We start from the raw sequence: 22,406 nt of genomic DNA, 5'->3' as shown, positions 1-22,406 counted from the left end.
TCCGTGAACCGGACCTCGGCCGTTTTTTTCAGACCGCCCGCCGGCAGCGGCGCCGGCCCGCGCCGGCGCTAAAATGGCGGGTGCTCCCAGCCCCTGAGCCTGCACGCGACATGAATCATTTTCCCAAACTGCTGTCCTCGCAAATCGGCTTCGACGTCGCGCAGACGATGCTCGAGAATTTCGATCGCCACTACCGGATCTTCCGCGACGCGGCGGTCGACGCGAAGGCATTGTTCGAGCGCGCCGACTGGCACGCGCTGCAGCAGCTGGCCCGCGAGCGCATCACGTCCTACGACGATCGCGTGCGGGAATGCGTGGAGCTGCTGGAAGACGAATACGATGCGGAAAACATCGACGACGACGTCTGGCAGCAGATCAAGCTGCACTACATCGGCCTGCTGACCGCGCACCGCCAGCCCGAGTGCGCGGAAACCTTCTTCAATTCGGTGTGCTGCAAGATCCTGCACCGCTCGTACTTCAACAACGATTTCATCTTCGTGCGCCCGGCGATCTCGACCGAGTACATCGAGAACGACGAACCCGCGGCGAAGCCGACCTACCGCGCGTACTACCCGGGCGGCGGCGGCCTCGCCGCCACGCTCGAGCGGGTGGTGACGAATTTCCAGCTCGATCCGCCGTTCGAGGATCTCGGCCGCGACATCGGCTGCGTGATGCAGGCGATCCAGGACGAATTCGGCACGTTCAGCGAAGCGGTGAATTTCCAGATCCACGTGCTGTCGTCGCTGTTCTACCGCAACAAGACCGCGTACATCATCGGCCGCATCATCAACGGCGACCGCGTGCTGCCGTTCGCGGTGCCGGTGCGCCACCTGCGCCCCGGCGTGCTCGCGCTCGACACCGTGCTGCTGCGCCGCGAGCAGTTGCAGATCATCTTCAGCTTCTCCCATTCGTATTTCCTGGTCGACATGAACGTGCCGTCCGCCTACGTCGAATTCCTCGGCACGATCATGCCGGGCAAGCCGAAAGCGGAGATCTACACGTCGGTCGGCCTGCAGAAGCAGGGCAAGAACCTGTTCTACCGCGACCTGCTCCACCACCTGTCGCATTCGAGCGACCGCTTCATCGTCGCGCCCGGCATCAAGGGGCTCGTGATGCTGGTGTTCACGCTGCCGTCGTTTCCGTACGTCTTCAAGATCATCAAGGACAACTTCCCGCCGCCGAAGGAGACGACCCGCGCGCAGATCATGGAGAAGTACCAGCTCGTGAAGCGCCACGACCGGCTCGGCCGGATGGCCGACACGCTCGAATATTCGAGCGTCGCGCTGCCGGTCGCGCGGCTCGATCACGCGCTGGTGCGCGAGCTGGAGAAGGAAGTGCCGTCGCTGCTCGAATACGAGGGCGACGATCTCGTGATCAAGCACCTGTACATCGAGCGCCGGATGGTGCCGCTCAACCTGTACCTGCAGAACGGCAGCGACGCCGAGGTCGACCACGGCGTGAAGGAATACGGCAACGCGGTGAAGGAGCTGATCAAGGCCAACATCTTCCCGGGCGACATGCTGTACAAGAATTTCGGCGTGACCCGCCACGGCCGCGTGGTGTTCTACGACTACGACGAAATCGAGTACCTGACCGACTGCAACGTGCGGCGCGTGCCGCCGCCGCGCAACGAGGAGGACGAACTGTCGGGCGAACCCTGGTATTCGGTCGGCCCGCACGACATCTTCCCGGAAACCTACGGGCCGTTCCTGCTCGGCGAGCCGCGTGTGCGCGACGCGTTCCTCAGGCATCATGCGGACTTCTTCGATCCGGCGCTGTGGCAGGACAGCAAGGATCACCTGCTGCGCGGCGAGCTGCCCGATTTCTTCGCCTATGACACGGCGTTGCGTTTCAGCGTCCGCTACCCGGAACGCTTCGACGGAACGTCCGCCGCGGACGGCGCCAAGCGCGCCGCCTGACGCGCACCCAACCTGCCTCTCACGGACACTCACCGCGATGAATACGACCGACAATCCGCTGTCCCATCTGTTCGACAACAACGACGCCTGGGTCAAGCGCAAGCTTGAAGACGACCCGCAATACTTCTCGCGCCTCGCCGATCAGCAGGCGCCCGAATACCTGTGGATCGGCTGCTCCGACTCGCGGGTGCCCGCCAACCAGATCATCGGCCTGCCGCCCGGCGAAGTGTTCGTGCACCGGAACATCGCGAACGTCGTCGTGCACACCGACCTCAACTGCCTGTCGGTGATCCAGTTCGCGGTCGATCTGCTGAAGGTCAAGCACATCATGGTGGTCGGCCACTACGGCTGCTCGGGCGTCAACGCGGCGCTGCTGAACCGCCGCGTCGGCCTCGCCGACAACTGGCTGCACCACGTGCAGGACGTGCGCGAGAAGCACGCGGGGCTGCTCGACGAATGGCCGGTCGGCGAGGCGCGCTACCGCCGGCTGATCGAACTGAACGCGATCGAACAGGTCGTCAACGTGTGCCGCACGACGATCGTCGGCGATGCATGGGCGCGCGGCCAGGCGCTCACCGTGCACGGTCTCGTCTACGGCGTGCACGACGGCCGGATGCGCAACCTCGGGATGGCGGTGTCGCAAGCGGACGCGCTGGAGGCGACCTATCGCCGCTGCGTCGACGGCGTATCGGCAAAGCGCGCGCATTCGGCGGACAATGACATGGTGGCGGCCGATGCGGCGAAGCTTGCCGGCGCCGCCGGACTCATCGGAAAAACCATCAAGGAGACGAAGCATGACGGCTGTTAATCACGATCCGATCGTCATCGCCGCGGCGGCGCGCACGCCGATCGCGGGCTTTCAGGGCGATTTCGCGGCGCTCACCGCGCCGCAGCTGGGCGCGGCGGCCATCGCGGCCGCGCTCGAACGCTCGGGACTCAAGCCCGAACAGATCGACGAGGTCGTGATGGGTTGCGTGCTGCCCGCCGGCCAGGGCCAGGCGCCCGCCCGGCAGGCGGCGCTCGGCGCGGGCCTGCCGCTCGGCGCCGGCTGCACGACGATCAACAAGATGTGCGGCTCCGGGATGCGCGCGGCGATGTTCGCGCACGACATGCTGGCGGCCGGTTCGGCCGACGTGCTGGTCGCGGGCGGGATGGAGAGCATGACCCACGCCCCGTACCTGCTGCCGAAGGCCCGCGCGGGCATGCGCATGGGCCACGGCCAGGTGCTCGACCACATGTTCCTCGACGGGCTCGAGGATGCGTACGACAAGGGCCGCCTGATGGGCACCTTCGCCGAGGAGTGCGCGGGCCAGTACACGTTCTCGCGCGAGGCGCAGGATGCGTTCGCGATCGAGTCGCTCGCGCGCGCGAAGCGGGCCAACGAGGACGGCTCGTTCGCCTGGGAAATCGCCCCCGTCACGGTGGCGGGCAAGAAGGGCGACACGATCGTCCGGCTCGACGAGCAGCCGTTCAAGGCCAACCCCGAGAAGATCCCGACGCTCAAGCCCGCGTTCAGCAAGACCGGCACGGTGACGGCCGCGAACGCGTCGTCGATTTCCGACGGCGCGGCCGCGCTCGTGATGATGCGCGCGTCGACCGCCGAACGGCTCGGCGCGCAGCCGCTCGCCCGCGTGGTCGGCCATTCGACCTTCGCGCAGGAGCCGTCGCGCTTCACCACCGCACCCGTCGGCGCGATCCGCCGGCTGTTCGACAAGAACGGCTGGCGCGCGGCGGAAGTCGACCTGTTCGAGATCAACGAAGCGTTCGCCGTGGTCGCGATGGCCGCGATGAAGGATCACGACCTGCCGCACGACAAGGTGAACGTGAACGGCGGCGCCTGCGCGCTCGGCCATCCGATCGGCGCCTCGGGCGCGCGCATCCTCGTCACGCTGATCGGCGCGCTGCGCGCGCGCGGCGGCCGGCGCGGCGTCGCCAGCCTGTGCATCGGCGGCGGCGAGGCCACCGCGATGGGGATCGAACTCATCTAACCGCCCTGACCGGCAGGAGTCCTTCGATGAAAACCGTATTGATCGTCGGCGCATCGCGCGGCCTCGGCCGCGAATTCGCCCGCCAGTACAAGCGCGACGGCTGGAACGTGATCGCCACCGCCCGCGACGGCGAAGCGCTGCAGGCGCTGCAGGCGCTCGGCGCCGACGCGCACGCGCTCGACATCGCACAGCCCGAGCAGATCGCGACGCTCGGCTGGAAGCTCGACGGCGAGCGGCTCGATGCGGCGATCCTCGTGTCGGGGGTGTACGGCCCGCGCACCGACGGCGTCGAGACGATCACGGCGGAGGACTTCGACGCGGTGATGCACACCAACGTGCGCGGCCCGATGCAGCTGCTGCCGATCCTGCTGCCGCTCGTCGAGGACACCCGCGGCGTGCTCGCCGCGGTGTCCAGCCGGATGGGCAGCATCAGCGAGGCGACCGGCACGACCGGCTGGCTGTACCGCGCCAGCAAGGCCGCACTGAACGACGCGGTGCGCGTCGCGTCGCTGCAGACCCGCCATGCGGCCTGCATCTCGCTGCATCCGGGCTGGGTGCGCACCGACATGGGCGGCGCGCAGGCCGCGATCGATCCCGAGACCAGCGTCACCGGCATGCGCCGCGTGATCGCGCAGGCCGCGGGCGATCGCGAGCAGGCCAACGGCCGTTTCTTCCAGTACGACGGCGTCGAGTTGGGCTGGTAAGCCCGCGCCGCCTTCCCCGCCACGCATGAACGCATGACCGCTTCCCGACCTCTCGACTGCCCGTGCGGCGGCGCCGCCCTTCATCCTCCGCCCGGCGGCGCCGGCGCGCCGCGCTACGCCGACTGCTGCGGGCGCTTCATCGACGCCGGCGCGGCCGCGCCCACCGCGCTCGAACTGATGCGCTCCCGCTACAGCGCGTACGTACTCGGCGACACCCGCTATCTGCGCGCGACCTGGGATACGCGCACCTGCCCGGCCGACCTCGATGCCGACGGCGACGGCGCGCCGCGCTGGCTCGGCCTGTCGATCAAGCGCCATACGCCCCTCGACGACACCCACGCCGAAGTCGAGTTCGTCGCCCGCTACAAGGTCGGCGGTCGCGCGCACCGCCTGCACGAAACGAGCCGCTTCGTGCGCGACGGCGACGGCCGCTGGCGCTATGTCGACGGCGATGTGAGCGACCGCTAGCGCCGGCTCGCCTCCGGGGCAACCCTGCCTCCTGCGCGCGTCGCGGCGGTTCGGTGGTTCAGCAGACCGCCCCCATCTCAACGCACGGCATCGGCCCGATTCGTGGGCCCCGTGCCACACCGGCCGGCACACTCCGCCACCTCTTCATCTCCGCCCGACTCCCGCAACACGCCAGGAACGCGTCGCTCGTTGCACCCCGGGCAAGCTTTCCGGCGTAATAGCGGCCGGAATGTAAGCGACCGCCGAGTCGGCGATGCGATCGCGAATGCCGTGTAACGAACGCCGGGTAACTCCCGCATTGCACAACTCGAAAGTGTCGGGCTACGATGGGGCACATTCGAGTGAACCGGTTCAGCAGGTGCGGCAGATGGCGTTCAGCAAGATTCTGGTGGGATGGATAGCGGCATGCGCGCTGTCGGCCGTTCAGGCCGACCCGCTGCCGGCCGCCGCCGCTGCCGCCGATCCGGGCGGCGCCCTGGCCCACGCCGAGCGTTTCGACTACGGCGATTCGGGGCTGCCGCAAGTCGCGGCCGATCTGAACGAACAGGTCGTGCGCATTCCCGTCGACACAGCCGGCACGGTCACGCTCGAAGCCACCATCTTCAAACCCGACGGCCCCGGCCCGTTCCCCCTCGTCGTCTTCAATCACGGCAAAAACCCCGGCGACCTGCACGATCAGCCGCGCAGCCGTCCGCTGTCGTTCGCTCGCGAATTCGTGCGGCGCGGCTACGCGGTCGTCGCGCCGAACCGGCAGGGCTTCGCCGGCTCGGGCGGCAGCTACGTGCAGGAAGGCTGCGACGTCGAACGCAACGGGCTCGCGCAGGCGCGCGACGTCGAGGCGACGATCGGCTACATGGCGAAGCAGCCGTACGTCGATGCGCGGCACGTCGTCGTCGCCGGCACCTCGCACGGCGGCATGGTGTCGCTCGCCTACGGCACCGAAGCCGCGCGCGGCGTGAGAGGCATCATCAATTTCTCGGGCGGCCTGCGCCAGGATCTGTGCGAGGACTGGCAGAAGAATCTCGTCAGCGCGTTCGACACCTACGGCTCCGAAACGCACGTGCCGTCGCTGTGGCTGTACGGCGACAACGATTCGGTCTGGTCGCCCGCGCTCGTCGGCGAGCTGCGCGATGCGTATATGGCGCATGGCGCCAGCACGTTGTTCGTCGATTTCGGCCGCTACAAGGACGACGCGCACCGGATCATCGTCGACCGCGACGGCGTGCCGATCTGGTGGCCGCCCGTCAGCGCGTTCCTCGCGCAGCTGCGGATGCCGACGACCGTGCGCTACGCGGTCGCCAGTCCGCGTGAACCGAATGCCAGCGGCTACGCCTCGATCGATGCCGTCAACGCGGTGCCGTTCGTCGACGACGCCGGCCGCGAAGGCTATCGCCACTTCCTGAGCCAGCGCCCGAGCCGCGCGTTCGCGGTGTCGGACGGCGGCGCGTGGTCGTGGGCCGAAGGCGGCGACGATCCGATGGCGCTCGCGCTCGACAACTGCAAAAAACAGGGGACAGGGTCCTGCCGCCTGTACGCGGTCAACGAACGGGTCGTGTGGCACGACGGCCCGGCCCAGACCGCCGCCGATACCGACACCGGCCCCACTCGCGCCGACCTCGCCGCCGCCCACGCGCTCGCGAGCCGCTGAAGCACTGCTCGATCCTCTTTTTTCCCCCGTATTTTCCCGGCTGTCGCCCGAAGTCCGTCCGGCGGGTGGCGCCGCTTTGCCGTCGTCTTCCGCGGGCTTCTCCAAGGAACGGAATCGAACCGTCGCGAGCGGTCGCGAACTGCGCTGAACGCCAAGCCAGCAAAGGCGCTCGCGCTTTGTAACGGGTAGTGCAACGAAGCCCGGAACACGCTAATCTCAGCCCGGTTTTCGTTTTGTACGCACGCGTTTTTGCTGCCGTATCGGGGTCCGGATCACCGGTCCGCCGCCTTCGGCCGTGCATCGGCGGGTTGCGTTGCGCCGCGCCCGCCGCGCGTTTCCGTTTCGGAGCCGTTTTTGAATACTCATGCAACCGATGACTGGGTCGCGCGCAGCCTGCGTGCCGTCTGGCATCCCTGTACCCAGATGAAGCACCACGAGCAGCTGCCGCTCATCGCCGTCGCGCGCGGCCAGGGGCCGTGGCTGTACGACCGCGCGGGCCGCCGCTATCTCGACGCGATCAGCTCGTGGTGGGTGAACCTGTTCGGCCACGCGAATCCGCGCATCAACGACGCGCTGAAGCAGCAGCTCGATACGCTGGAGCACGCGATGCTCGCGGGCTGCACGCACGAACCCGCGATCGAACTCGCCGAGCGTCTGGCTGCGCTCACGCAGCACACGCTCGGCCATGCGTTCTTCGCCTCGGACGGCGCATCGGCCGTCGAGATCGCGCTGAAAATGAGTTTCCATGCGTGGCGCAATCGCGGCCGCGGCGCGAAACGCGAATTCGTCTGCATCGCGAACGGTTATCACGGCGAGACGATCGGTGCGCTCGGCGTGACCGACGTCGCGCTGTTCAAGGATGCCTACGATTCGCTGATCCGCTCCGCGCACGTCGTCGCATCGCCCGATGCGCGCCTCGCGCAGCCGGGCGAGACCGCGGCGGACGTCGCCGCGCGCGCGCTCGCCGACGTGCGGCGCCTCTTCGCCGAGCGGGCCGAACACATCGCCGCACTGATCGTCGAGCCGCTGGTGCAGTGCGCGGCCGGCATGGCGATGCACGATCCGTCTTACGTGCGCGGCCTGCGCACGCTGTGCGACGAGTTCGACGTGCACCTGATCGCCGACGAGATCGCCGTCGGCTGCGGCCGCAGCGGCACCTTCTTCGCCTGCGAACAGGCCGGCGCATGGCCCGATTTCCTGTGCCTGTCGAAAGGGATCAGCGGCGGCTATCTGCCGCTGTCGCTGGTGCTGTCGCGCGACGCGATCTTCGCGGCGTTCTACGACGACGATACCGCGCGCGGCTTCCTGCACTCGCACTCGTACACCGGCAACCCGCTCGCATGCCGCGCGGCGGTGGCGACGCTCGACCTGTTCGACAGCGACGACGTGCTCGCCGCCAACGCACGCAAATCGGCAGTCCTGCGCGCCGCGCTGCAGCCGCTCGCCGATCATCCTCGGGTGCGGCACCTGCGCGAGCGCGGCACGATCTTCGCGTTCGACGTCGCGCTCGAAGGCGACGCCGCGAAGCGCTTCTCGCGCAGCTTCTTCGAGCAGGCGCTCGCGCGCGAAACGCTGCTGCGCCCGATCGGCACATCGGTCTACCTGATGCCGCCGTACATCCTCGACGACGACCAACTGGCCTGGCTCGCGGCACGCACGCGCGACACGCTCGAAGCCACGCTGACGGAGGTGCATGCATGAACCCGAATCCGGACCTGCTCGGCACGCTCGAGCGCGGGCTCGCCGAGATCGACGCGCAGGGCCTGCGCCGACGGCGCCGCATCGCCGACACCGCGTGCGACGCGCACATGACGGTCGACGGACGCCGCGTCATCGGTTTCGCGAGCAACGACTATCTCGGTCTCGCCGCGCATCCGCGGCTGGTCGACGCGTTTGCCGAAGGCGCGCGGCGCTACGGCTCGGGCAGCGGCGGCTCGCATCTGCTCGGCGGCCACTCGCGCGCGCACGCGCGGCTCGAGGAAGAGCTGGCCGCGTTCGCGGGCGGCTTCTCGGACGCGCCGCGCGCGCTGTACTTCAGCACCGGCTACATGGCGAACCTCGCCGCGCTGACCGCGCTCGCGGGCCGCGACGCGACGATCTTCTCCGATGCGCTGAACCATGCGTCGCTGATCGACGGCGCGCGGCTGTCGCGCGCGGCCGTGGAGGTCTACCCGCACAACGACATGGACGCGCTCGCGGCGCGGCTCGCCGCGTCCGACGCGCGCATCAAGCTGATCGTGTCCGATACCGTGTTCAGCATGGACGGCGATCTCGCGCCGCTCGCGCGCCTCGTCGCGCTGGCCGACGCGCATGGCGCGTGGCTCGTCGTCGACGACGCGCACGGCTTCGGCGTGCTCGGCCCGCAGGGACGCGGCGCGCTCGCCGCGCTCGCGCTGCGCTCGCCGAACCTCGTCTATGTCGGCACGCTCGGCAAGGCGGCGGGCGTTGCCGGCGCCTTCATCGTCGCGCACGAGACCGCGATCGAATGGATGGTCCAGCGCGCGCGCAGCTACATCTTCACGACCGCCGCGCCGCCGTCCGTCGCGCACGCGGTATCCGCGAGCCTCGCGATCATCGGCGGCGCCGAGGGCGATGCGCGGCGCGCGCACCTCGGCCAGCTGATCGCGCGCACCCGCGTGATCCTGCGCCGCACGCGCTGGCAGCCGGTCGATTCGCATACCGCCGTGCAGGCGCTCGTGATCGGCGGCAACGACGACACACTCGAGGCGATGCGCGCGCTCGACGCGCACGGCCTGTGGGTGCCCGCGATCCGGCCGCCGACGGTGCCGGCCGGCACGTCGCGGTTGCGCATCTCGCTGTCGGCCGCGCACTCGCTCGACGATCTCGCGCGCCTCGAAGCCGCGCTGATGCAAGCGAGCGACGCCGCCGCGCCGCACCCCGCCGAGCACGCGGCATGAGCGCGCCTTACTCGCTGTTCGTCACCGGCACCGACACCGAAATCGGCAAGACCTTCGTGAGTGCCGCGCTGCTGCACGGCTTCGCGCGGCACGGCCTGCGCGCCGCCGCGATGAAGCCGATCGCCGCCGGCGCGTTCGAGCGCGACGGGCTCTGGTGCAACGAGGACGCGGACCAGCTCGACGCCGCCGCGAACGTCGCGCTGCCGCCCGAGATCCGCACGCCGTTCCTGCTGAAAGCGCCCGCCGCGCCGCACATCGTCGCCGCACAGGAGCGGGTGACGCTCGACATCGGCACGATCGTCGCCGCGTACCGCGCCGCGTGCGACGCGGCCGACATCGTGGTGGTCGAAGGCGTCGGCGGCTTTCGCGTGCCGCTCGACGCGCGCCTCGACACGGCCGATCTCGCGGTCGCGCTCGGCCTGCCGGTCGTGCTCGTGGTCGGCATGCGGCTCGGCTGCATCAACCACGCGCTGCTGAGCGCCGACTCGATCGCCGCGCGCGGGCTGAGGATCGCCGGCTGGGTCGCGAACCACATCGATCCGGCCATGCATTACGCCGACGAGAACGTCGACACGCTGCGCACCTGGCTCGACCGCGAGCATCGCGCGCCGCTGGTCGGCCGCCTCGCGCATCAATCGCCGCCGCTGCCGGAAGCCGCCTCGCGCGCGCTCGACATCGGCAGCCTGCTGAACACGCTGCGCACGACGCAGCCCTAACCCCGAATCCCCATTCGACGCCCCCTTGCAAGGATGAACGAGATGACCCAAGCCCAGACCGCCTCCCCGACGCCCGTCGCCGTGCCCGTCGCGGCGCCCGCCGCCCCGCGCTGGCGCGTTGCCGATGTGATCGCCCTGTACGACCTGCCGTTCAACGATCTCCTGTTCCGCGCGCAGCAGACGCATCGCGAGCACTTCGACGCGAATGCGATCCAGCTGTCGACGCTGCTGTCGATCAAGACAGGCGGCTGCGAGGAGGATTGCGGCTACTGCTCGCAGTCGTCGCATCACGAAACGGGCCTGAAGGCCGAGAAGCTGATGGAAGTCGATGCCGTGCTGGCGGCCGCGCGCGTGGCGAAGGAAAGCGGCGCGTCCCGGTTCTGCATGGGCGCGGCGTGGCGCAATCCGAAGGACCGCCACCTCGAGCCGATCAAGGAAATGATTCGCGGCGTGAAGGAGATGGGCCTCGAAACCTGCGTGACGCTCGGCATGCTCGAGGACCATCAGGCGAAGGCGCTGTCCGAGGCCGGGCTCGACTACTACAACCACAACCTCGACACGTCGCCCGAGTTCTACGGCCAGGTCATCTCGACGCGGACCTACCAGGATCGCCTCGACACGCTGGAGCGGGTGCGCGACGCGGGCATCAACGTGTGCTGCGGCGGCATCATCGGGATGGGCGAGTCGCGGCGCGAACGCGCGGGCCTGATCGCGCAGCTCGCGAACCTGAACCCGTATCCGGAATCGGTGCCGATCAACAACCTGGTCGCGATCGAAGGCACCCCGCTCGAAAACGCCGAGGCGCTCGACCCGTTCGAGTTCGTCCGCACGATCGCGGTGGCCCGCATCACGATGCCGAAAGCGATGGTGCGTCTGTCGGCCGGCCGCGAACAGCTCGACGACGCGATGCAGTCGCTGTGCTTCCTCGCGGGCGCGAACTCGATGTTCTACGGCGACCAACTGCTCACCACCGGTAATCCCCGCGCACAAGCCGACCGCAAGCTGCTCGCGCGGCTCGGCATGAAGGCGGACGACGCGAGCAAGCCGGGCGCGGCCGCATAAGCCGCCCGGGCTCGGGACGCCGCGGCGCAGCCCGATGCGGCGCGGCGAGCCCGAATATCGCGGCGCGGCCGGCTAGGCCGCCGCCGTATCCAGCGCGGCGCGCGCCTTCGCGACCGAACGCGCGTTGACCGGCGCGAGCAGTTCGCCCCGCTCGCGCACGCCCGAACCGACATGCACGGCACGCACGCCGGTCGCCCGCACGAACTCGCCGAGCGCCTCCACCGTCAGGCCCGCGCCCGCCAGCACCGTGCACGGCGTGCCCGCCGCGCGGCGCGCGAGCCGCGCGATCACGTCGCGGCCGTCGAGCGCCGAACGATGGCCGCCCGAAGTCAGCACCGACGTCACCGCCGGTACGCGCAGCAGCGTGTCGAACGCCGCGTTGAGATCCCGCGCGACGTCGAATGCGCGGTGGAAGGTGAGGGGGTTGCCGCCCGCCGCGTCGGCGATCCGCTCCAGCGCGCCGAGATCGACGTCGCCGCGCGCATCGAGCATCCCGAACACGATACCGTGCGCGCCCGCCGCCACGGCGGCGCGCACGTCGCGCTCGATCACGCGGAGTTCGTCGGCGTCGTAGACGAACGAGCGGCTGTGCGGCCGCACGATCACGTTGACGGGAATCGGCACGGCGGCGATCACGGCTTCGATCAGGCCGATGCTCGGCGTGAGGCCGCCCTCGCCCATCGCGGTCACGAGTTCGAGACGGTCGGCGCCCTCGCGGGCGGCGACGCGAGCATCGCTCACCGTGGTGGCGATCACTTCGAGAAGCAGGGGGGAGGTAGGCATCGGAAGGCTCGTCGTCGAGTGGAACCAGCCAGCATCCTACCCGACGCCGTGCGAGGCACAGGGTCAGTCGAGGAAGTCCGCGTACTCCTTGCGCGCGTAGCCCATCAAGCGCTGCCACGGCGCGGTCGCGACGCGCGTCGCCGGCGTGAGCGTCAGCTTGCGCGCGATCCGCCCGTCCGCGCTGCGGTACTCGATCGCGAGCGGCGCCTGCAGCGCGTCGCTCCACAGGATCCGGTTCACGCCGTTCGCGTTCGCCGTCGCGACCTGCTGCGCGTACCAGCGCGTGCCGGGCGCGCTCCCCGGCTTCGCCGTCGCGTCGAGCTTCTTCAACTGCGACGGCGGCGTGATGAAGTACGCGTTGTCCCACGAACCGTCGAAGCCCGTCGTCTCGTACTCGGCGGGCGGCACGTCGACGACCGTGCGTTCGGCGGCATTCACGTATTCGATCCGCACGGTCTTGCCGTCGTTCGTCACATGGCGCGACGCCGATGCGAAGTCGAAGTGCTTGTGCCCCGCGTGCGCGTCGGCCGCCACCGACCGCACCCCGCCCTTGCCCGGCGACGCATCGGCGTGCCGGTGCGCGTGGGCGCCGTCCGCCGCCGCGGGCAGCACCCGCTCGACCCATACGTGGCCGTCGCGCCGCACCATCCGCTCGCGATACGACGCCGTGCGCGTCACGCCGTCCGCGCTCACCGACGTGCTCTCGTGCAGCAGCACCGCGTCCAGATCCGGCGCGGCAAGCACGGACGCCGCCGCGCACCCGCACACCGCGCCCAGCACGGCGCGCTTGATCGTCCCGTTCATCGTCGTCCGCTCAGAAACCTAACGCCGAGCGCACGAGACCGAACACGCGCGTGTTGTCGATCGTGCCCTTGAACGCCTTCGCGTCCGCGCCGTCGGCGAACAGCATCACGTCGCCGCCGCCGTGCGTCTCCGAACCCGGCCCGCCCATGCGCACGCCCACTTCCTGCAGGTAGGCCTCGTTGGTCGCCACCGCCGGATCCACCGATGCGCGCACGTTCGGCCGGTTCGCGCCGTTGCCGAACACGAGCGTCGTATAGGTGTTGCCGTCCGCGTCCTTGCTCGGCTGGCCGTCGCGATAGCTGCGGCTCACGTCGAGGATCGGATTGCCCCGCTTCGAGTAGCCGTTGATCGTCATCGTGTGATCGTGGTCGGCGGTCACGACGATCAGCGTGTTCGACAGGTCGACCTTCGACAGCGCGACGCGGATCGCCTCGTCGAACGCGACGGTGTCCTCGAGCGCGCGCTTCGCGTTGGTGCCGTGCAGCGCATGATCGATCCGGCCGCCCTCGACCATCAGAAAGTAGCCGTTCGCATTCTTCGACAGCACGTCGATCGCCTTCGACGTCATCTCCGCGAGGCTCGGCTGCGTCGGGCCTTCGCCCTTGCCCGCCGCGCGGTCGAGTTCGTATTCGAGATGGCTCGTCGAACTGAACAGGCCGATCAGCTTGCCGCCGCTCGCCTGCGCGAGCTGGTCCTTCGTCGCCGCGACCGCGTAGCCCTTCGCCTGCAGCTCGGCGAGCAGGTTGCGCCCGTCCGCGCGGCCGCGCTTGTTGGTGGCCGGATCGAACGGCGTCCAGTGATTGCGGCCGCCGCCCATCAGCACGTCGACGCCGTCGCCCAGCGCGGTGTTGAAGCCCGCGCCCCCCGGCACCGCCTGCGCGGCGATGTCGTACTGCGCGTCGCGATGGCAGATGTGCGAGTAGGTGGCGGCGGGCGTCGCATGGGTCAGCTCGGTCGTGGTGATCGAGCCGACCGACTTGCCGCGCGCCTTCGCCAGTTCGAGCAGCGTCGCGACCGGGCGGCCGTTGGACGGCGCGCAGTTGTTCACCGTCTTGTTGCCGTTCGCGTCGTTGCCCGGCGCGACCGCGCGCGTGTCGGACGACATCGACAGCACTTCGTTGTTCATCTTCACGCCGGTCATGTAGGCCGCCATCGACGGCGCGCTGTCCGTCGTCTGCGCGTCGTTCGAGAAGGTCTTGACGCGCGCGGTGCGCGCGAGCTTTTCCATCGTCAGCTGGCCGGCTTCGCCGACCTTGTAGATGCGGCTCGCGGTGACCGTCGTCGGGCCCATGCCGTCGCCCAGAAAGAAGATCACGTTCTTCGCCTGGCCCTCGGCATGCGCCGCCTGACCCAGACCCATGCCCGCGAAACCCGCCACGGCGAGCGTCGCCGCCGCGATGCGCTTGAATGTCGACATCCTGTATTCCCCTGTTCCCGTAAAGGCCGCGCTCACAGCTGCACCGCGTTGCGGACCAGCTCGAACACCTTGTTGTTCTCGATCACGCCGTGGAAGTTCTCCGCGCCCTTGCCGATCGCCCCCAGGAACACGTCGGTGCCGCCGTGCGTTTCGCCGCCCTTGTCCATCCGCACGACCGCTTCCTGCCGGTAGTCGTCGGCGCCCGTGACCGCGTCGCTCAGGTTGGTGCCCGCGCGGCTGCCCTGCACGCGGTTCTCGCCGTTGCCGAAGCCGATGATCGTGTACGGCGCGCCGTCCGCGTCCTTCGCGACCGCGCCCGTCTGGTAGCTGCGCAGCACGCCGAGCACGCCGGGCTTGCCGGTCTCGGTCTTGCCGGTGCGCGCCGCGTAGCCGTTCAGCACCAACGTGTGGTCGTGATCGGCGGTGACGACGATCAGCGTGTTGGCCAGCTTCGGATCGGTCTTGCGCACCTTGTCGAGCGTCGCCTTGATCGCGTTGTCGAACGCGACCGTGTCCTGCAGCGCGCGTTTCGCGTTGGTGTCGTGCAGCGCGTGGTCGATCCGGCCGCCCTCGACCATCAGGAAATAGCCCTTCTGGTTCTTCTGCAGCACGTCGAGCGCGCGCGTCGCCATTTCGGCGAGGCTCGGCTCCTTCGCCGCGTTGCGGTCGAGGTCGTAGCTCATGTGGCTCGACGTGAAGAGGCCGACCAGCTTGCCGCTCTTCGTCGCGTCCGCCGCCTGCAGCTCGTCGCGGGTCTGCGCGAACGTGTAGCCCTTCGCCTTCAGCTCGTTGACGAGATTGCGGCCGTCGGCGCGCTTGCCGCCGCCGTCCTTCGGCACGAAGAACTGCGCGCCGCCGCCGAGCACGACGTCGACGCCGTCGCGCAGCGCCGCGTTGTAGCCCGCGCCGCCCGGCACGAGCTGCGCGGCGATGTCGCTTTCCGCGTCGCGATGGCAGACGTGCGAATAGGTCGCGGCCGGTGTCGCGTGAGTCACGCGGGTGGTGGTCACGACGCCCGTCGCCAGCCCCTTGCCCTTCGCGATCTCGAGCAGCGTCTGCACCGTCTTGCCGTTGTTCGCGCCGCAGTTGCCGGTGAGATCCCGGGTCGGTTCGATCGCCTTCGTGTCCGGCGACATCGAGATCACTTCGTTGTTGGTCTTGACGCCCGTCATGTACGCGGACATCGACGGCGCGCTGTCCGTCACCTGCGCATCGTTCGAGTAGGTCTTCACGAACGCGGTTTCGGGCAGCGTGTCGAGCGTCAGCGCGCCGTCCTCGCCGACCGCGTAGATCCGCGCGGCGGTCAGCGTCGTCAGCCCCATTCCGTCGCCGAGGAAGAAGATCACGTTGCGCGCCGCGGTGGTCTGCGTCTCGTCGTCGACCCGGGGAACCGCGCTGGTCGGCCCGTCGTCGCTACCGCAGCCTGCCGCCGCGAAGACGCTTGCACAGAGCAGCGCCGCCAGTCTCGTTCGCTTCATGTTTTCGGCTTCCTTGGTGAATTCTTTCAAAACGAAAGGACGATAAGGGGCCGATGTGACGCCGGTGTGAATAAAAATGAAAGGTGATGGAAATTAAAACGGAAGGATGACGCGGGGCTGGGGCTGGGGCTGGGGCTGGGGCTGGGGCTGGGGCTGGGGCTGGGGCTGGGGCTGGGGCTGGGGCTGGGGCTGGGAGCCGGAGCCGGTGACGGGTAGCCGATGAACGGCGACCGACAAACGGAGAACCGGTGAAGCCGGGCGCACCGACCCGCGTACCGGCGCCCCGCGTCCCTACCCCCTGCGCGGCGGCATCGCCAGCCACCACCCGACGAGCCCGAGCGCGATGCCGGCGGCCGCGCCGCGCATCAGTCCGCTCACCGGCACCTCGATCGCGATGCCGTGATTGGCCGCCGCCAGGATCGACAGGAGCGCCGGAAACAGCCGCATGGCGGCCAGCGCGAGCACGTCGAGCAACGTAATCGCCGACGTGACCAGCAAGCCGATGCCGACCGGCCGCAAACGCGGTGCGAACGCGCCGACGAGCGTGCCGAGCGCATACAGGACCGCCGCGATCAGCAGCGAAACCCCCACGCCCCAGCGCTTCGCGGGCACCGACGGCGCCCAGATCAGCAGCATCTCGACCACCAGCACGACGAAGCTCGCGGCGAGATGGAACAGCAGCCCGATGGCGTTGCGGATCACCCTCACGACGCGGCCCGCCCGAAGTAGGCGGACGCGGCGGGGCGATACAGCAGAAAGAGGAACAGCGCGACGAGCGCCGCGCCCGGCAGCAGCATCGGGTTGAGCGGCGCGATCGCGAACGGGATCACGAGCCCCACCAGCGCAACGATCGTGTAAAGCATGCGCGCCCACGGACGCCCCTTCAGGATGCCGAACCCGGCCACGACGTTCAGCACTTCGAACACGATGCTGGTCGACAGCAGCAGCACCCATATCGGCGGCACCATCCGCCATTCGAGCGCTTCGACGGCCTGGCGCGCGGCATCGCTTTGCGGCGTCCACGGCGACGTCAGCAGCGCAATCGCATTGACCACGATGAGGAACCACCCAAGCACGCCCAGAGAGACCGGTCTTTTCATGAAGTTCTTCTAGTTCGTTCTGTTGCCGGTCGCGCGCATCGGAAAGGCCTGCGCGCCGCCGCTGGCTGAAGCCGCGCCCATTCTCGGCGCGCACAGTCGAAAAATCAATCGGCCGCGCAGGGCGCCGCCGCCGGAATCCGGTAGACGAGCGCCTCGTACTTCGGCGTCGTCCGCGTCTCGACGACCACGCCGCCCAGCGACTCCGCGATGCGGCGGCTCGGGTGGTTCCGTTCGGCGACGGGATAGATGAACGCGTCGGGCTTGAAGGTGCGCGCGCCCCACTGCGCGACGGCGGTCACCGCTTCGCGGCCATACGCATGGCCGTGCCGGTCTTCGCGGATCCAGATGCCCAGCTCGGGGACGGCCGCGCGGGCATGGTGCAGCCCGACCATGCCGACGAAGCCGCCGGTCTGCGCGTCGCGGATCGCGAACGAGAAATCCTCGCCCGCGTCGATCGTCGCGAGCCACCGTCGCCAGATCGCCTCGAACGCGGCCGGCGACGCCTCCGGATCGAACGCCATGTAGCGGGTGAGCGACGGCGTCACGCAGGCAAACGCGTCGTCCGCATCGGCCGCCGTGAACGGCCGGATCGTCAGCCGCGCGGTGCGGATCTCGACGGTGCTCCAGATCATCGGGTTCTCCTGGCAAGCGGCGGGGCATCGCGCCCCGCCCGCATGGAACACCGATTCTCGCACGGCGGCGCTACGCGTCGGCCTCCTCGTCGAGCCAGTCGATATCGCCGCACAGCACGCACAGCGTGTCGTTGACCCGGATCGCCGCCGACAGCGTCACGCACGGCAGCGCTTCGTTGATCGACAGGTAGGGCCGCGTCGCGTGCACGCGCTGCGGTTCGGCGATCGCCGCCCGGAAGTACGGCCGCCGCAGCCAGTTCGCGCCTTGCGCATCGGCGAGCGGCATGAAGCGCGTTTCGGGCGATGCGCGGTCGGCGCGCAGCACGACGTTGCGGCCCGCCTGCCGTCCGTTCGCATCGAGCAGGAAGCAGCGCGCCGCATGATCGATCGCGAGGAAGTTCCAGCAGACTTCGTCGAGCGGCTCGCCCGCCGCGAGCCGCTCGGCCGCCCGCTCGAATGCCCGCAGGTAAGGCGCGAGCCGCTGCGCGTCGCGGCGCTCGCGTGCTTCGGTCTGCTTGCGAAAGCGCTCGGTCAGCTCGCCGATGCAGGCGGACGCCGCCGCGCTGTCGGGCAGCCCCGGCGCCGGCCGGCCGAAGAAGTAGCCCTGCACGAAATCGGCTTCGCACGACAGCGCGATCTGCGCCTCGTGTTCGGTTTCGATCCCCTCGATCAACACCAGCTTGCCTGCCTCGTGCAGCAGCGTGACGAGCCCGTGCAGGATCGCGGTCAGCCCCGGCCGGTGCTGCGCGTGCGACAGCATGATGCGGTCGAGCTTCACGATATCGGGATTCAGCTGCCAGATCCGCTCGAGATTCGAATGGCCCGCGCCGAAATCGTCCAGCGCGATCAGGAAGCCCTGCGCGCGGAATTCGCGCACCGCCTCGGCGAGCCGTTCGAGATCCTCCGCCCGCTGTTCGAGCACTTCGAGCACGACGCGACGCGGCGAAATGCCGAGCCGCTTCAGGTTCGCGAGCAGCGCGGCCGCCTGGAACGGGTCGGTGAGCACGCAGGGATTGACGTTGAGGAACAGCCACTCGCGCTCCGCGCCGAGCAGCGAGAAATTCTCCAGGTGCAGCGCCTGCGCCAGCCGGTCGACCTGCATCACGTCGCCGTGACGCGCGGCTTCGCCGAACACGTCGAGCGGAGAAACCGGCCGGTCCAGCGCATCGTGCGCGCGCAGCAGCCCTTCATAACCGACCGCGCGCAGATGCGACAGGCTGAAGATCGGCTGGAACACGCTGGTCAGCGTCAGGTCGCGATGCTGCGTCGCAACACGCTCGAGGCCCGACGTGACCTCCGCTTCGAAGCGGTAAGGCGATGCGGCAACGGGACGTTCCTGTTGAGCAAGGGTCATGTCTGCCTCCTCATGACGATACTGTCGACAGGCAGGAATGTCGGCTCTCGGGTTCTCATGGCGGATCCTCGGTTATCCAGTTGTTTTGTAGACTAGCTTAAGCAAGCTCCGTGCTCGCTCCCGGCACCCGCCACCACGATAGTTCGGCCCCCGATTCATTCCGCATGCCTGTCGCCGGGGCTTTTTCGCACCATTCCAGTGCAAACCGCCGGCCCGGCCCTCGCGACGCGTGTCGCGCGAGCACGCTAAACTTCGACCCTCTCGTCACCTTCCACCTATACGTTATCGATGGAAATAGTCTTTACCGTCTTGATCCTGTTGCTGGCCGTCGCGCTGTCGGGCGTCATCACGCGGGTGCTGCCGCTGCGCCTGCCGCTGCCGTTGATGCAGATCGCGATCGGCGCGCTGCTGGCGTGGCCGACATTCAACCTGCACGTCACGTTCGATCCCGAAATCTTCATGCTGCTGTTCATTCCGCCGCTGCTGTTCGCGGACGGCTGGCGCATTCCGAAGCGGGAGCTGTACCTGCAGCGGCGGGCGATCCTGATGCTCGCGTTCGGCCTTGTCTTCATGACGGTACTCGCGGTCGGCTACTTTGCGCATTGGTTGATTCCCGGCCTGCCGCTGCCGATCGCGTTCGCGCTCGCGGCCGTGCTTTCGCCGACCGACGCGGTCGCGCTGTCCGGCATCGCGGGCCGGGGCCGGATCCCGCCGCAGCTGATGCATATCCTGGAAGGCGAGGCGCTGATGAACGACGCGTCGGGCCTCGTCGCGCTGAAGTTCGCGATCGCCGCCGCGCTCACCGGGATGTTCTCCCTGCGGGAGGCGTCGCTCAGCTTCGTGATCGTCGCCTCGGGCGGCCTTGCGACGGGCGCGCTGGTGTCGTGGCTGTTCAGCGCGCTGTCCACCCGCTTCCTCAACGCGTCGCAGGAAGGCGACCCCGCGCCCGGCATCGTGATGACGCTGCTCGTGCCGTTCGCGTCGTATCTGATCGCCGAGCATCTCGGCCTGTCCGGCATCCTGTCCGCCGTCGCGGCGGGGATGATGATGAACTACACGAGCTTCTCGCGCAGCAGCACGGTGGCCGCGCGGGTCCGCGCGGAAAGCACCTGGGCGATGATCGAGTTCGTGTTCAACGGCATGGTGTTCATCATGCTCGGCCTGCAGCTGCCGCACATCATCGGCCGCGCGCTGCTGGACGCGCACCACACGAGCGACGCGCTGGTCGGCGCGATGATCGGCTACGTGGTCGCGATGATGGCCGCGCTCTATGCGATCCGCTTCGCGTGGGTGTGGCTGCTGCGCTGGATCGCGAGCCGCCGCGCCGCGAAGCAGGGGCTCTCCGGCACGATGGCGGGCATCCGCACGATCGCGGTGATGACGGTCGGCGGCGTGCGCGGGGCGATCACGCTGGCCGGCGTGCTGTCGATTCCCGTCGCGCTCGACAACGGCCAGCCGCTCGCCGGCCGCGATACCGCGATCTTCATCGCGTCGGGCGTGATTCTCGGCTCGCTGTTCGTCGCGGTGCTCGGCCTGCCGCTGCTGTTGCGCGGCTTTCGCACGATGCGCAACCCGCACGCGGAAGAGGAACGCGCCGCGCGCGCGGCGGCCGCGCAGGCGGCGATCCGCGCGGTCGACGCGACCCACGACGCGCTCACCGTCGAACTGGACGAGGCGGCCGCCGCGCGCTGCGCGGATATCACCGCGCGGGTGATGGATCTGTACCGGCGCCGGCTGACCGGCCTCACCGAAGAGGGCGCCGAGCCGCGCGCAGAAGCGAAGCAGGCGGAGAAAATGGAGTTGCAGATGAAGATCGCCGCGATCCGCGCCGAGCGCGCGGTGCTCTACCGGCTGCGCGGCGAGCAGAAGATCAACGACGAAACGCTCGGCAAGCTGATGCGCGAGGTCGACCTGTCGGAGACCGCGCTGTCGACCCGCAAGAAGGGGCTGGCCTGACGCCTGAATACGACGAAGCGAGGCCTCGCCTCGCTTCGTTCACGCATCACGCACACGACACGCATCACGCGCGTCGCGCTCCGCGCTCAGTCCGCCAGTTTCACCGGCACCGGCCGCGTCAGCAGATCGACGTACAGATCGAAGAAACGCGCGTTGTCGAACTTCTTCACCACCTTCATCTTCTGCAGCGCGACGCCCGCGGGCGCTTGCGCATAACCGATCGAACGGCCGTTGTCCGGGCTGCCCGGCTTCGCGACGACGTCGACGTACTCCTCCGACACGTCGGTCGCATAGGCCGGATCGAGCAGGTACGCAACCGTCAGCGTGTCCCAGATGTTCTGCGTGTATGCCGGATTGTTCTCGAACCCGTTGGTGCCGCTGAAGCCATAGCCGATTTCCTTGCGGTAAACCTCGGTGACGGCGCTCGGGTGCGCCGGATGGGCGACGCGATCGTAGATCGCCTTCGTCAGGAACACCGTGTCGGTGACGTCGAGCGGCACCACCACCTGCGGAATCGGCAGGCGCACGACCTGCTGCGCGGCTTCCGGATCGAACCACCAGTTGAACTCGGCCGCCTTCGTGGTGTTGCCCGGCACGTGGAGCGCGCCGCCCATGTAGATGATCTGCTTGATCAGCGGCACGATGTCGGGGCTGCGCTTCACCGCGAGCGCGATGTTGGTGAGCGGGCCGATCGCGAGCACGGTAATCTGGTGCGGGTTGGCCTTGACGGTGCGGATGATGAAATCGACCGCGCTCTCGCGCTGCACCTGCGTGTGCGTCGCGAAACCGTCGGGCGGCGCCTTCAGGTCCGCCGCGCGACGCGGCTCGGGTCGGTTCCACGCGCCCAGGTAGCCGTCGCCGCCCGCGCCGGCCGCCAGCTCGCGCTTGATCGTCGCGTGATCGTGGTCGAGCGCGTAGTCCGCGCCGCGATACACGCCGATCTGCTTGCCCACGCCGAGCCGTTCGACCGACTTGAGCGCGTCGGCGACGCCCTGTTCGAGCCACTGGTTGCCCGACACGACGGTGATCCCCATCACCTTCAGCTTGCCCTCGGCCTGCAGCTGCGCGGCCATCACGCCGAGCTGGCCGTCGTCGCTCATGGTGTTGTAGTCGCTGTCGATGATGATCTTCGGCGGCTCGGCCGTCGCCGCCGCGGCGGCGCTGCCGGCCGTCGCCAGTGCGGCGAACGCCGCGATTCCCATCCACTTGATGATGCTCGTCTTCATCGGCTTGCGCCCCTCGAATGGCCGGGCCGCCGGCGGCCGGCCGAAGGCCGGGCCAGCCGGTGCGCCGGCTGCTGTTGGTATGGTCGCGGAACGGCCGCCCCGGGCCGCGAACGTCGATGCGGCCAAGCGATGCGGACACCTTTCGATGGAAGGGGGCGCCCGCGTCGGCGCACGCCCCTGTCCCGCGTATTCCGCGCGCGCCGTCCGGAACCGCCGTCATGCCGGCCGCCCGA

Annotated in this window: 20 protein-coding genes; 11 read left to right on the top strand and 9 right to left on the bottom strand. The window is 69.1% G+C overall.

What is annotated here, in order from left to right:
- The first annotated feature begins 110 nt into the window (after positions 1–110).
- The 10 genes from aceK to bioB all read left to right on the top strand — a co-directional run bounded on the left by aceK (position 111) and on the right by bioB (position 11,423).
- Complete coding sequence (aceK, locus tag RZR99_RS10585) at positions 111–1,919, top strand: bifunctional isocitrate dehydrogenase kinase/phosphatase (protein ID WP_323119704.1); 1,809 nt, start codon at positions 111–113, stop codon at positions 1,917–1,919.
- 37 nt (positions 1,920–1,956) lie between these two features.
- Positions 1,957–2,727, top strand: a complete 771-nt coding sequence (gene can / locus RZR99_RS10580; protein WP_323119703.1) for a carbonate dehydratase — start codon at positions 1,957–1,959, stop codon at positions 2,725–2,727.
- On the top strand, positions 2,714–3,907 hold the full coding sequence (locus tag RZR99_RS10575) for an acetyl-CoA C-acetyltransferase (protein ID WP_323119702.1): 1,194 nt from the start codon (positions 2,714–2,716) through the stop codon (positions 3,905–3,907). The genes can and RZR99_RS10575 overlap by 14 nt, the downstream gene beginning before the upstream one ends.
- Positions 3,908–3,933: 26 nt before the next feature.
- Entirely contained in the window at positions 3,934–4,611 is a 678-nt protein-coding gene (locus RZR99_RS10570; protein ID WP_323119701.1) for an SDR family oxidoreductase, read from the top strand.
- A gap of 33 nt (positions 4,612–4,644) precedes the next feature.
- On the top strand, positions 4,645–5,079 hold the full coding sequence (locus RZR99_RS10565) for a YchJ family protein (RefSeq protein WP_323119700.1): 435 nt from the start codon (positions 4,645–4,647) through the stop codon (positions 5,077–5,079).
- A 367-nt stretch (positions 5,080–5,446) separates the two neighbouring features.
- Positions 5,447–6,727: a dienelactone hydrolase family protein gene (locus RZR99_RS10560; RefSeq protein WP_323119699.1), complete on the top strand. Its 1,281-nt coding sequence runs from the start codon at positions 5,447–5,449 to the stop codon at positions 6,725–6,727.
- A 354-nt stretch (positions 6,728–7,081) separates the two neighbouring features.
- The gene (bioA, locus tag RZR99_RS10555) at positions 7,082–8,428 is read left to right on the top strand and encodes an adenosylmethionine--8-amino-7-oxononanoate transaminase (protein ID WP_323119698.1); all 1,347 of its coding nucleotides are present in this window, start codon (positions 7,082–7,084) and stop codon (positions 8,426–8,428) included.
- Positions 8,425–9,645, top strand: coding sequence for an 8-amino-7-oxononanoate synthase (gene bioF, locus RZR99_RS10550; protein WP_323119697.1), 1,221 nt, complete (start codon positions 8,425–8,427; stop codon positions 9,643–9,645). Before bioA ends, bioF begins: the two co-directional genes overlap by 4 nt.
- Positions 9,642–10,361, top strand: a complete 720-nt coding sequence (gene bioD, locus RZR99_RS10545) for a dethiobiotin synthase (protein WP_323119696.1) — start codon at positions 9,642–9,644, stop codon at positions 10,359–10,361. Before bioF ends, bioD begins: the two co-directional genes overlap by 4 nt.
- A 42-nt stretch (positions 10,362–10,403) precedes the next feature.
- On the top strand, positions 10,404–11,423 hold the full coding sequence (gene bioB / locus RZR99_RS10540; RefSeq protein WP_323119695.1) for a biotin synthase BioB: 1,020 nt from the start codon (positions 10,404–10,406) through the stop codon (positions 11,421–11,423).
- Positions 11,424–11,495: 72 nt separating this feature from the next.
- Here bioB and RZR99_RS10535 read toward each other — a convergent pair whose 3' ends face one another.
- From RZR99_RS10535 to RZR99_RS10500, 8 genes are all read right to left on the bottom strand, one after another.
- Positions 11,496–12,206: a copper homeostasis protein CutC gene (locus tag RZR99_RS10535; protein ID WP_323119694.1), complete on the bottom strand. Its 711-nt coding sequence runs from the start codon at positions 12,204–12,206 to the stop codon at positions 11,496–11,498.
- A gap of 63 nt (positions 12,207–12,269) precedes the next feature.
- On the bottom strand, positions 12,270–13,010 hold the full coding sequence (locus RZR99_RS10530) for a hypothetical protein (RefSeq protein WP_323119693.1): 741 nt from the start codon (positions 13,008–13,010) through the stop codon (positions 12,270–12,272).
- A gap of 10 nt (positions 13,011–13,020) precedes the next feature.
- The gene (locus RZR99_RS10525; RefSeq protein WP_323119692.1) at positions 13,021–14,427 is read right to left on the bottom strand and encodes an alkaline phosphatase; all 1,407 of its coding nucleotides are present in this window, start codon (positions 14,425–14,427) and stop codon (positions 13,021–13,023) included.
- A gap of 32 nt (positions 14,428–14,459) precedes the next feature.
- Complete coding sequence (locus RZR99_RS10520; protein WP_323119691.1) at positions 14,460–15,905, bottom strand: alkaline phosphatase; 1,446 nt, start codon at positions 15,903–15,905, stop codon at positions 14,460–14,462.
- A 291-nt stretch (positions 15,906–16,196) separates the two neighbouring features.
- Positions 16,197–16,607 (bottom strand): hypothetical protein, encoded by a 411-nt coding sequence (locus tag RZR99_RS10515; protein WP_323119690.1) that lies wholly within the window; start codon positions 16,605–16,607, stop codon positions 16,197–16,199.
- A 2-nt stretch (positions 16,608–16,609) separates the two neighbouring features.
- Positions 16,610–17,005, bottom strand: coding sequence for a hypothetical protein (locus tag RZR99_RS10510; protein WP_323119689.1), 396 nt, complete (start codon positions 17,003–17,005; stop codon positions 16,610–16,612).
- A gap of 104 nt (positions 17,006–17,109) precedes the next feature.
- Positions 17,110–17,637 (bottom strand): GNAT family N-acetyltransferase, encoded by a 528-nt coding sequence (locus RZR99_RS10505; RefSeq protein ID WP_323119688.1) that lies wholly within the window; start codon positions 17,635–17,637, stop codon positions 17,110–17,112.
- 70 nt (positions 17,638–17,707) lie between these two features.
- Positions 17,708–18,991, bottom strand: coding sequence for a sensor domain-containing phosphodiesterase (locus tag RZR99_RS10500; protein WP_323119687.1), 1,284 nt, complete (start codon positions 18,989–18,991; stop codon positions 17,708–17,710).
- A 288-nt stretch (positions 18,992–19,279) separates the two neighbouring features.
- Between RZR99_RS10500 and RZR99_RS10495 the strand changes: the two genes are divergently transcribed.
- Positions 19,280–20,947, top strand: a complete 1,668-nt coding sequence (locus RZR99_RS10495; RefSeq protein WP_323119686.1) for a Na+/H+ antiporter — start codon at positions 19,280–19,282, stop codon at positions 20,945–20,947.
- A gap of 86 nt (positions 20,948–21,033) precedes the next feature.
- On the opposite strand, the gene RZR99_RS10490 is transcribed toward RZR99_RS10495, so the two are convergent.
- Positions 21,034–22,173: a nucleoside hydrolase gene (locus RZR99_RS10490; RefSeq protein WP_323119685.1), complete on the bottom strand. Its 1,140-nt coding sequence runs from the start codon at positions 22,171–22,173 to the stop codon at positions 21,034–21,036.
- Positions 22,174–22,406 lie beyond the last annotated feature (233 nt).

Origin of the sequence: Burkholderia alba (assembly GCF_034721475.1) — a bacterium.
Lineage (GTDB): Bacteria > Pseudomonadota > Gammaproteobacteria > Burkholderiales > Burkholderiaceae > Burkholderia > Burkholderia alba.
The sequence above is the reverse complement of the archived record's forward strand: the minus strand, read 5'-3'. Positions and strand labels throughout refer to the sequence as shown.

What these genes read in the sequence shown, in the direction of transcription:
- aceK (WP_323119704.1), top strand. Translation starts at nt 111, where the DNA reads ATGAATCATTTTCCCAAACTGCTGTCCTCGCAAATCGGCTTCGACGTC.
- can (WP_323119703.1), top strand. Translation starts at nt 1,957, where the DNA reads ATGAATACGACCGACAATCCGCTGTCCCATCTGTTCGACAACAACGAC.
- RZR99_RS10575 (WP_323119702.1), top strand. Translation starts at nt 2,714, where the DNA reads ATGACGGCTGTTAATCACGATCCGATCGTCATCGCCGCGGCGGCGCGC.
- RZR99_RS10570 (WP_323119701.1), top strand. Translation starts at nt 3,934, where the DNA reads ATGAAAACCGTATTGATCGTCGGCGCATCGCGCGGCCTCGGCCGCGAA.
- RZR99_RS10565 (WP_323119700.1), top strand. Translation starts at nt 4,645, where the DNA reads ATGACCGCTTCCCGACCTCTCGACTGCCCGTGCGGCGGCGCCGCCCTT.
- RZR99_RS10560 (WP_323119699.1), top strand. Translation starts at nt 5,447, where the DNA reads ATGGCGTTCAGCAAGATTCTGGTGGGATGGATAGCGGCATGCGCGCTG.
- bioF (WP_323119697.1), top strand. Translation starts at nt 8,425, where the DNA reads ATGAACCCGAATCCGGACCTGCTCGGCACGCTCGAGCGCGGGCTCGCC.
- bioD (WP_323119696.1), top strand. Translation starts at nt 9,642, where the DNA reads ATGAGCGCGCCTTACTCGCTGTTCGTCACCGGCACCGACACCGAAATC.
- bioB (WP_323119695.1), top strand. Translation starts at nt 10,404, where the DNA reads ATGACCCAAGCCCAGACCGCCTCCCCGACGCCCGTCGCCGTGCCCGTC.
- RZR99_RS10535 (WP_323119694.1), bottom strand. Translation starts at nt 12,206, where the DNA reads ATGCCTACCTCCCCCCTGCTTCTCGAAGTGATCGCCACCACGGTGAGC.
- RZR99_RS10530 (WP_323119693.1), bottom strand. Translation starts at nt 13,010, where the DNA reads ATGAACGGGACGATCAAGCGCGCCGTGCTGGGCGCGGTGTGCGGGTGC.
- RZR99_RS10525 (WP_323119692.1), bottom strand. Translation starts at nt 14,427, where the DNA reads ATGTCGACATTCAAGCGCATCGCGGCGGCGACGCTCGCCGTGGCGGGT.
- RZR99_RS10520 (WP_323119691.1), bottom strand. Translation starts at nt 15,905, where the DNA reads ATGAAGCGAACGAGACTGGCGGCGCTGCTCTGTGCAAGCGTCTTCGCG.
- RZR99_RS10510 (WP_323119689.1), bottom strand. Translation starts at nt 17,005, where the DNA reads ATGAAAAGACCGGTCTCTCTGGGCGTGCTTGGGTGGTTCCTCATCGTG.
- RZR99_RS10505 (WP_323119688.1), bottom strand. Translation starts at nt 17,637, where the DNA reads ATGATCTGGAGCACCGTCGAGATCCGCACCGCGCGGCTGACGATCCGG.
- RZR99_RS10500 (WP_323119687.1), bottom strand. Translation starts at nt 18,991, where the DNA reads ATGACCCTTGCTCAACAGGAACGTCCCGTTGCCGCATCGCCTTACCGC.
- RZR99_RS10495 (WP_323119686.1), top strand. Translation starts at nt 19,280, where the DNA reads ATGGAAATAGTCTTTACCGTCTTGATCCTGTTGCTGGCCGTCGCGCTG.
- RZR99_RS10490 (WP_323119685.1), bottom strand. Translation starts at nt 22,173, where the DNA reads ATGAAGACGAGCATCATCAAGTGGATGGGAATCGCGGCGTTCGCCGCA.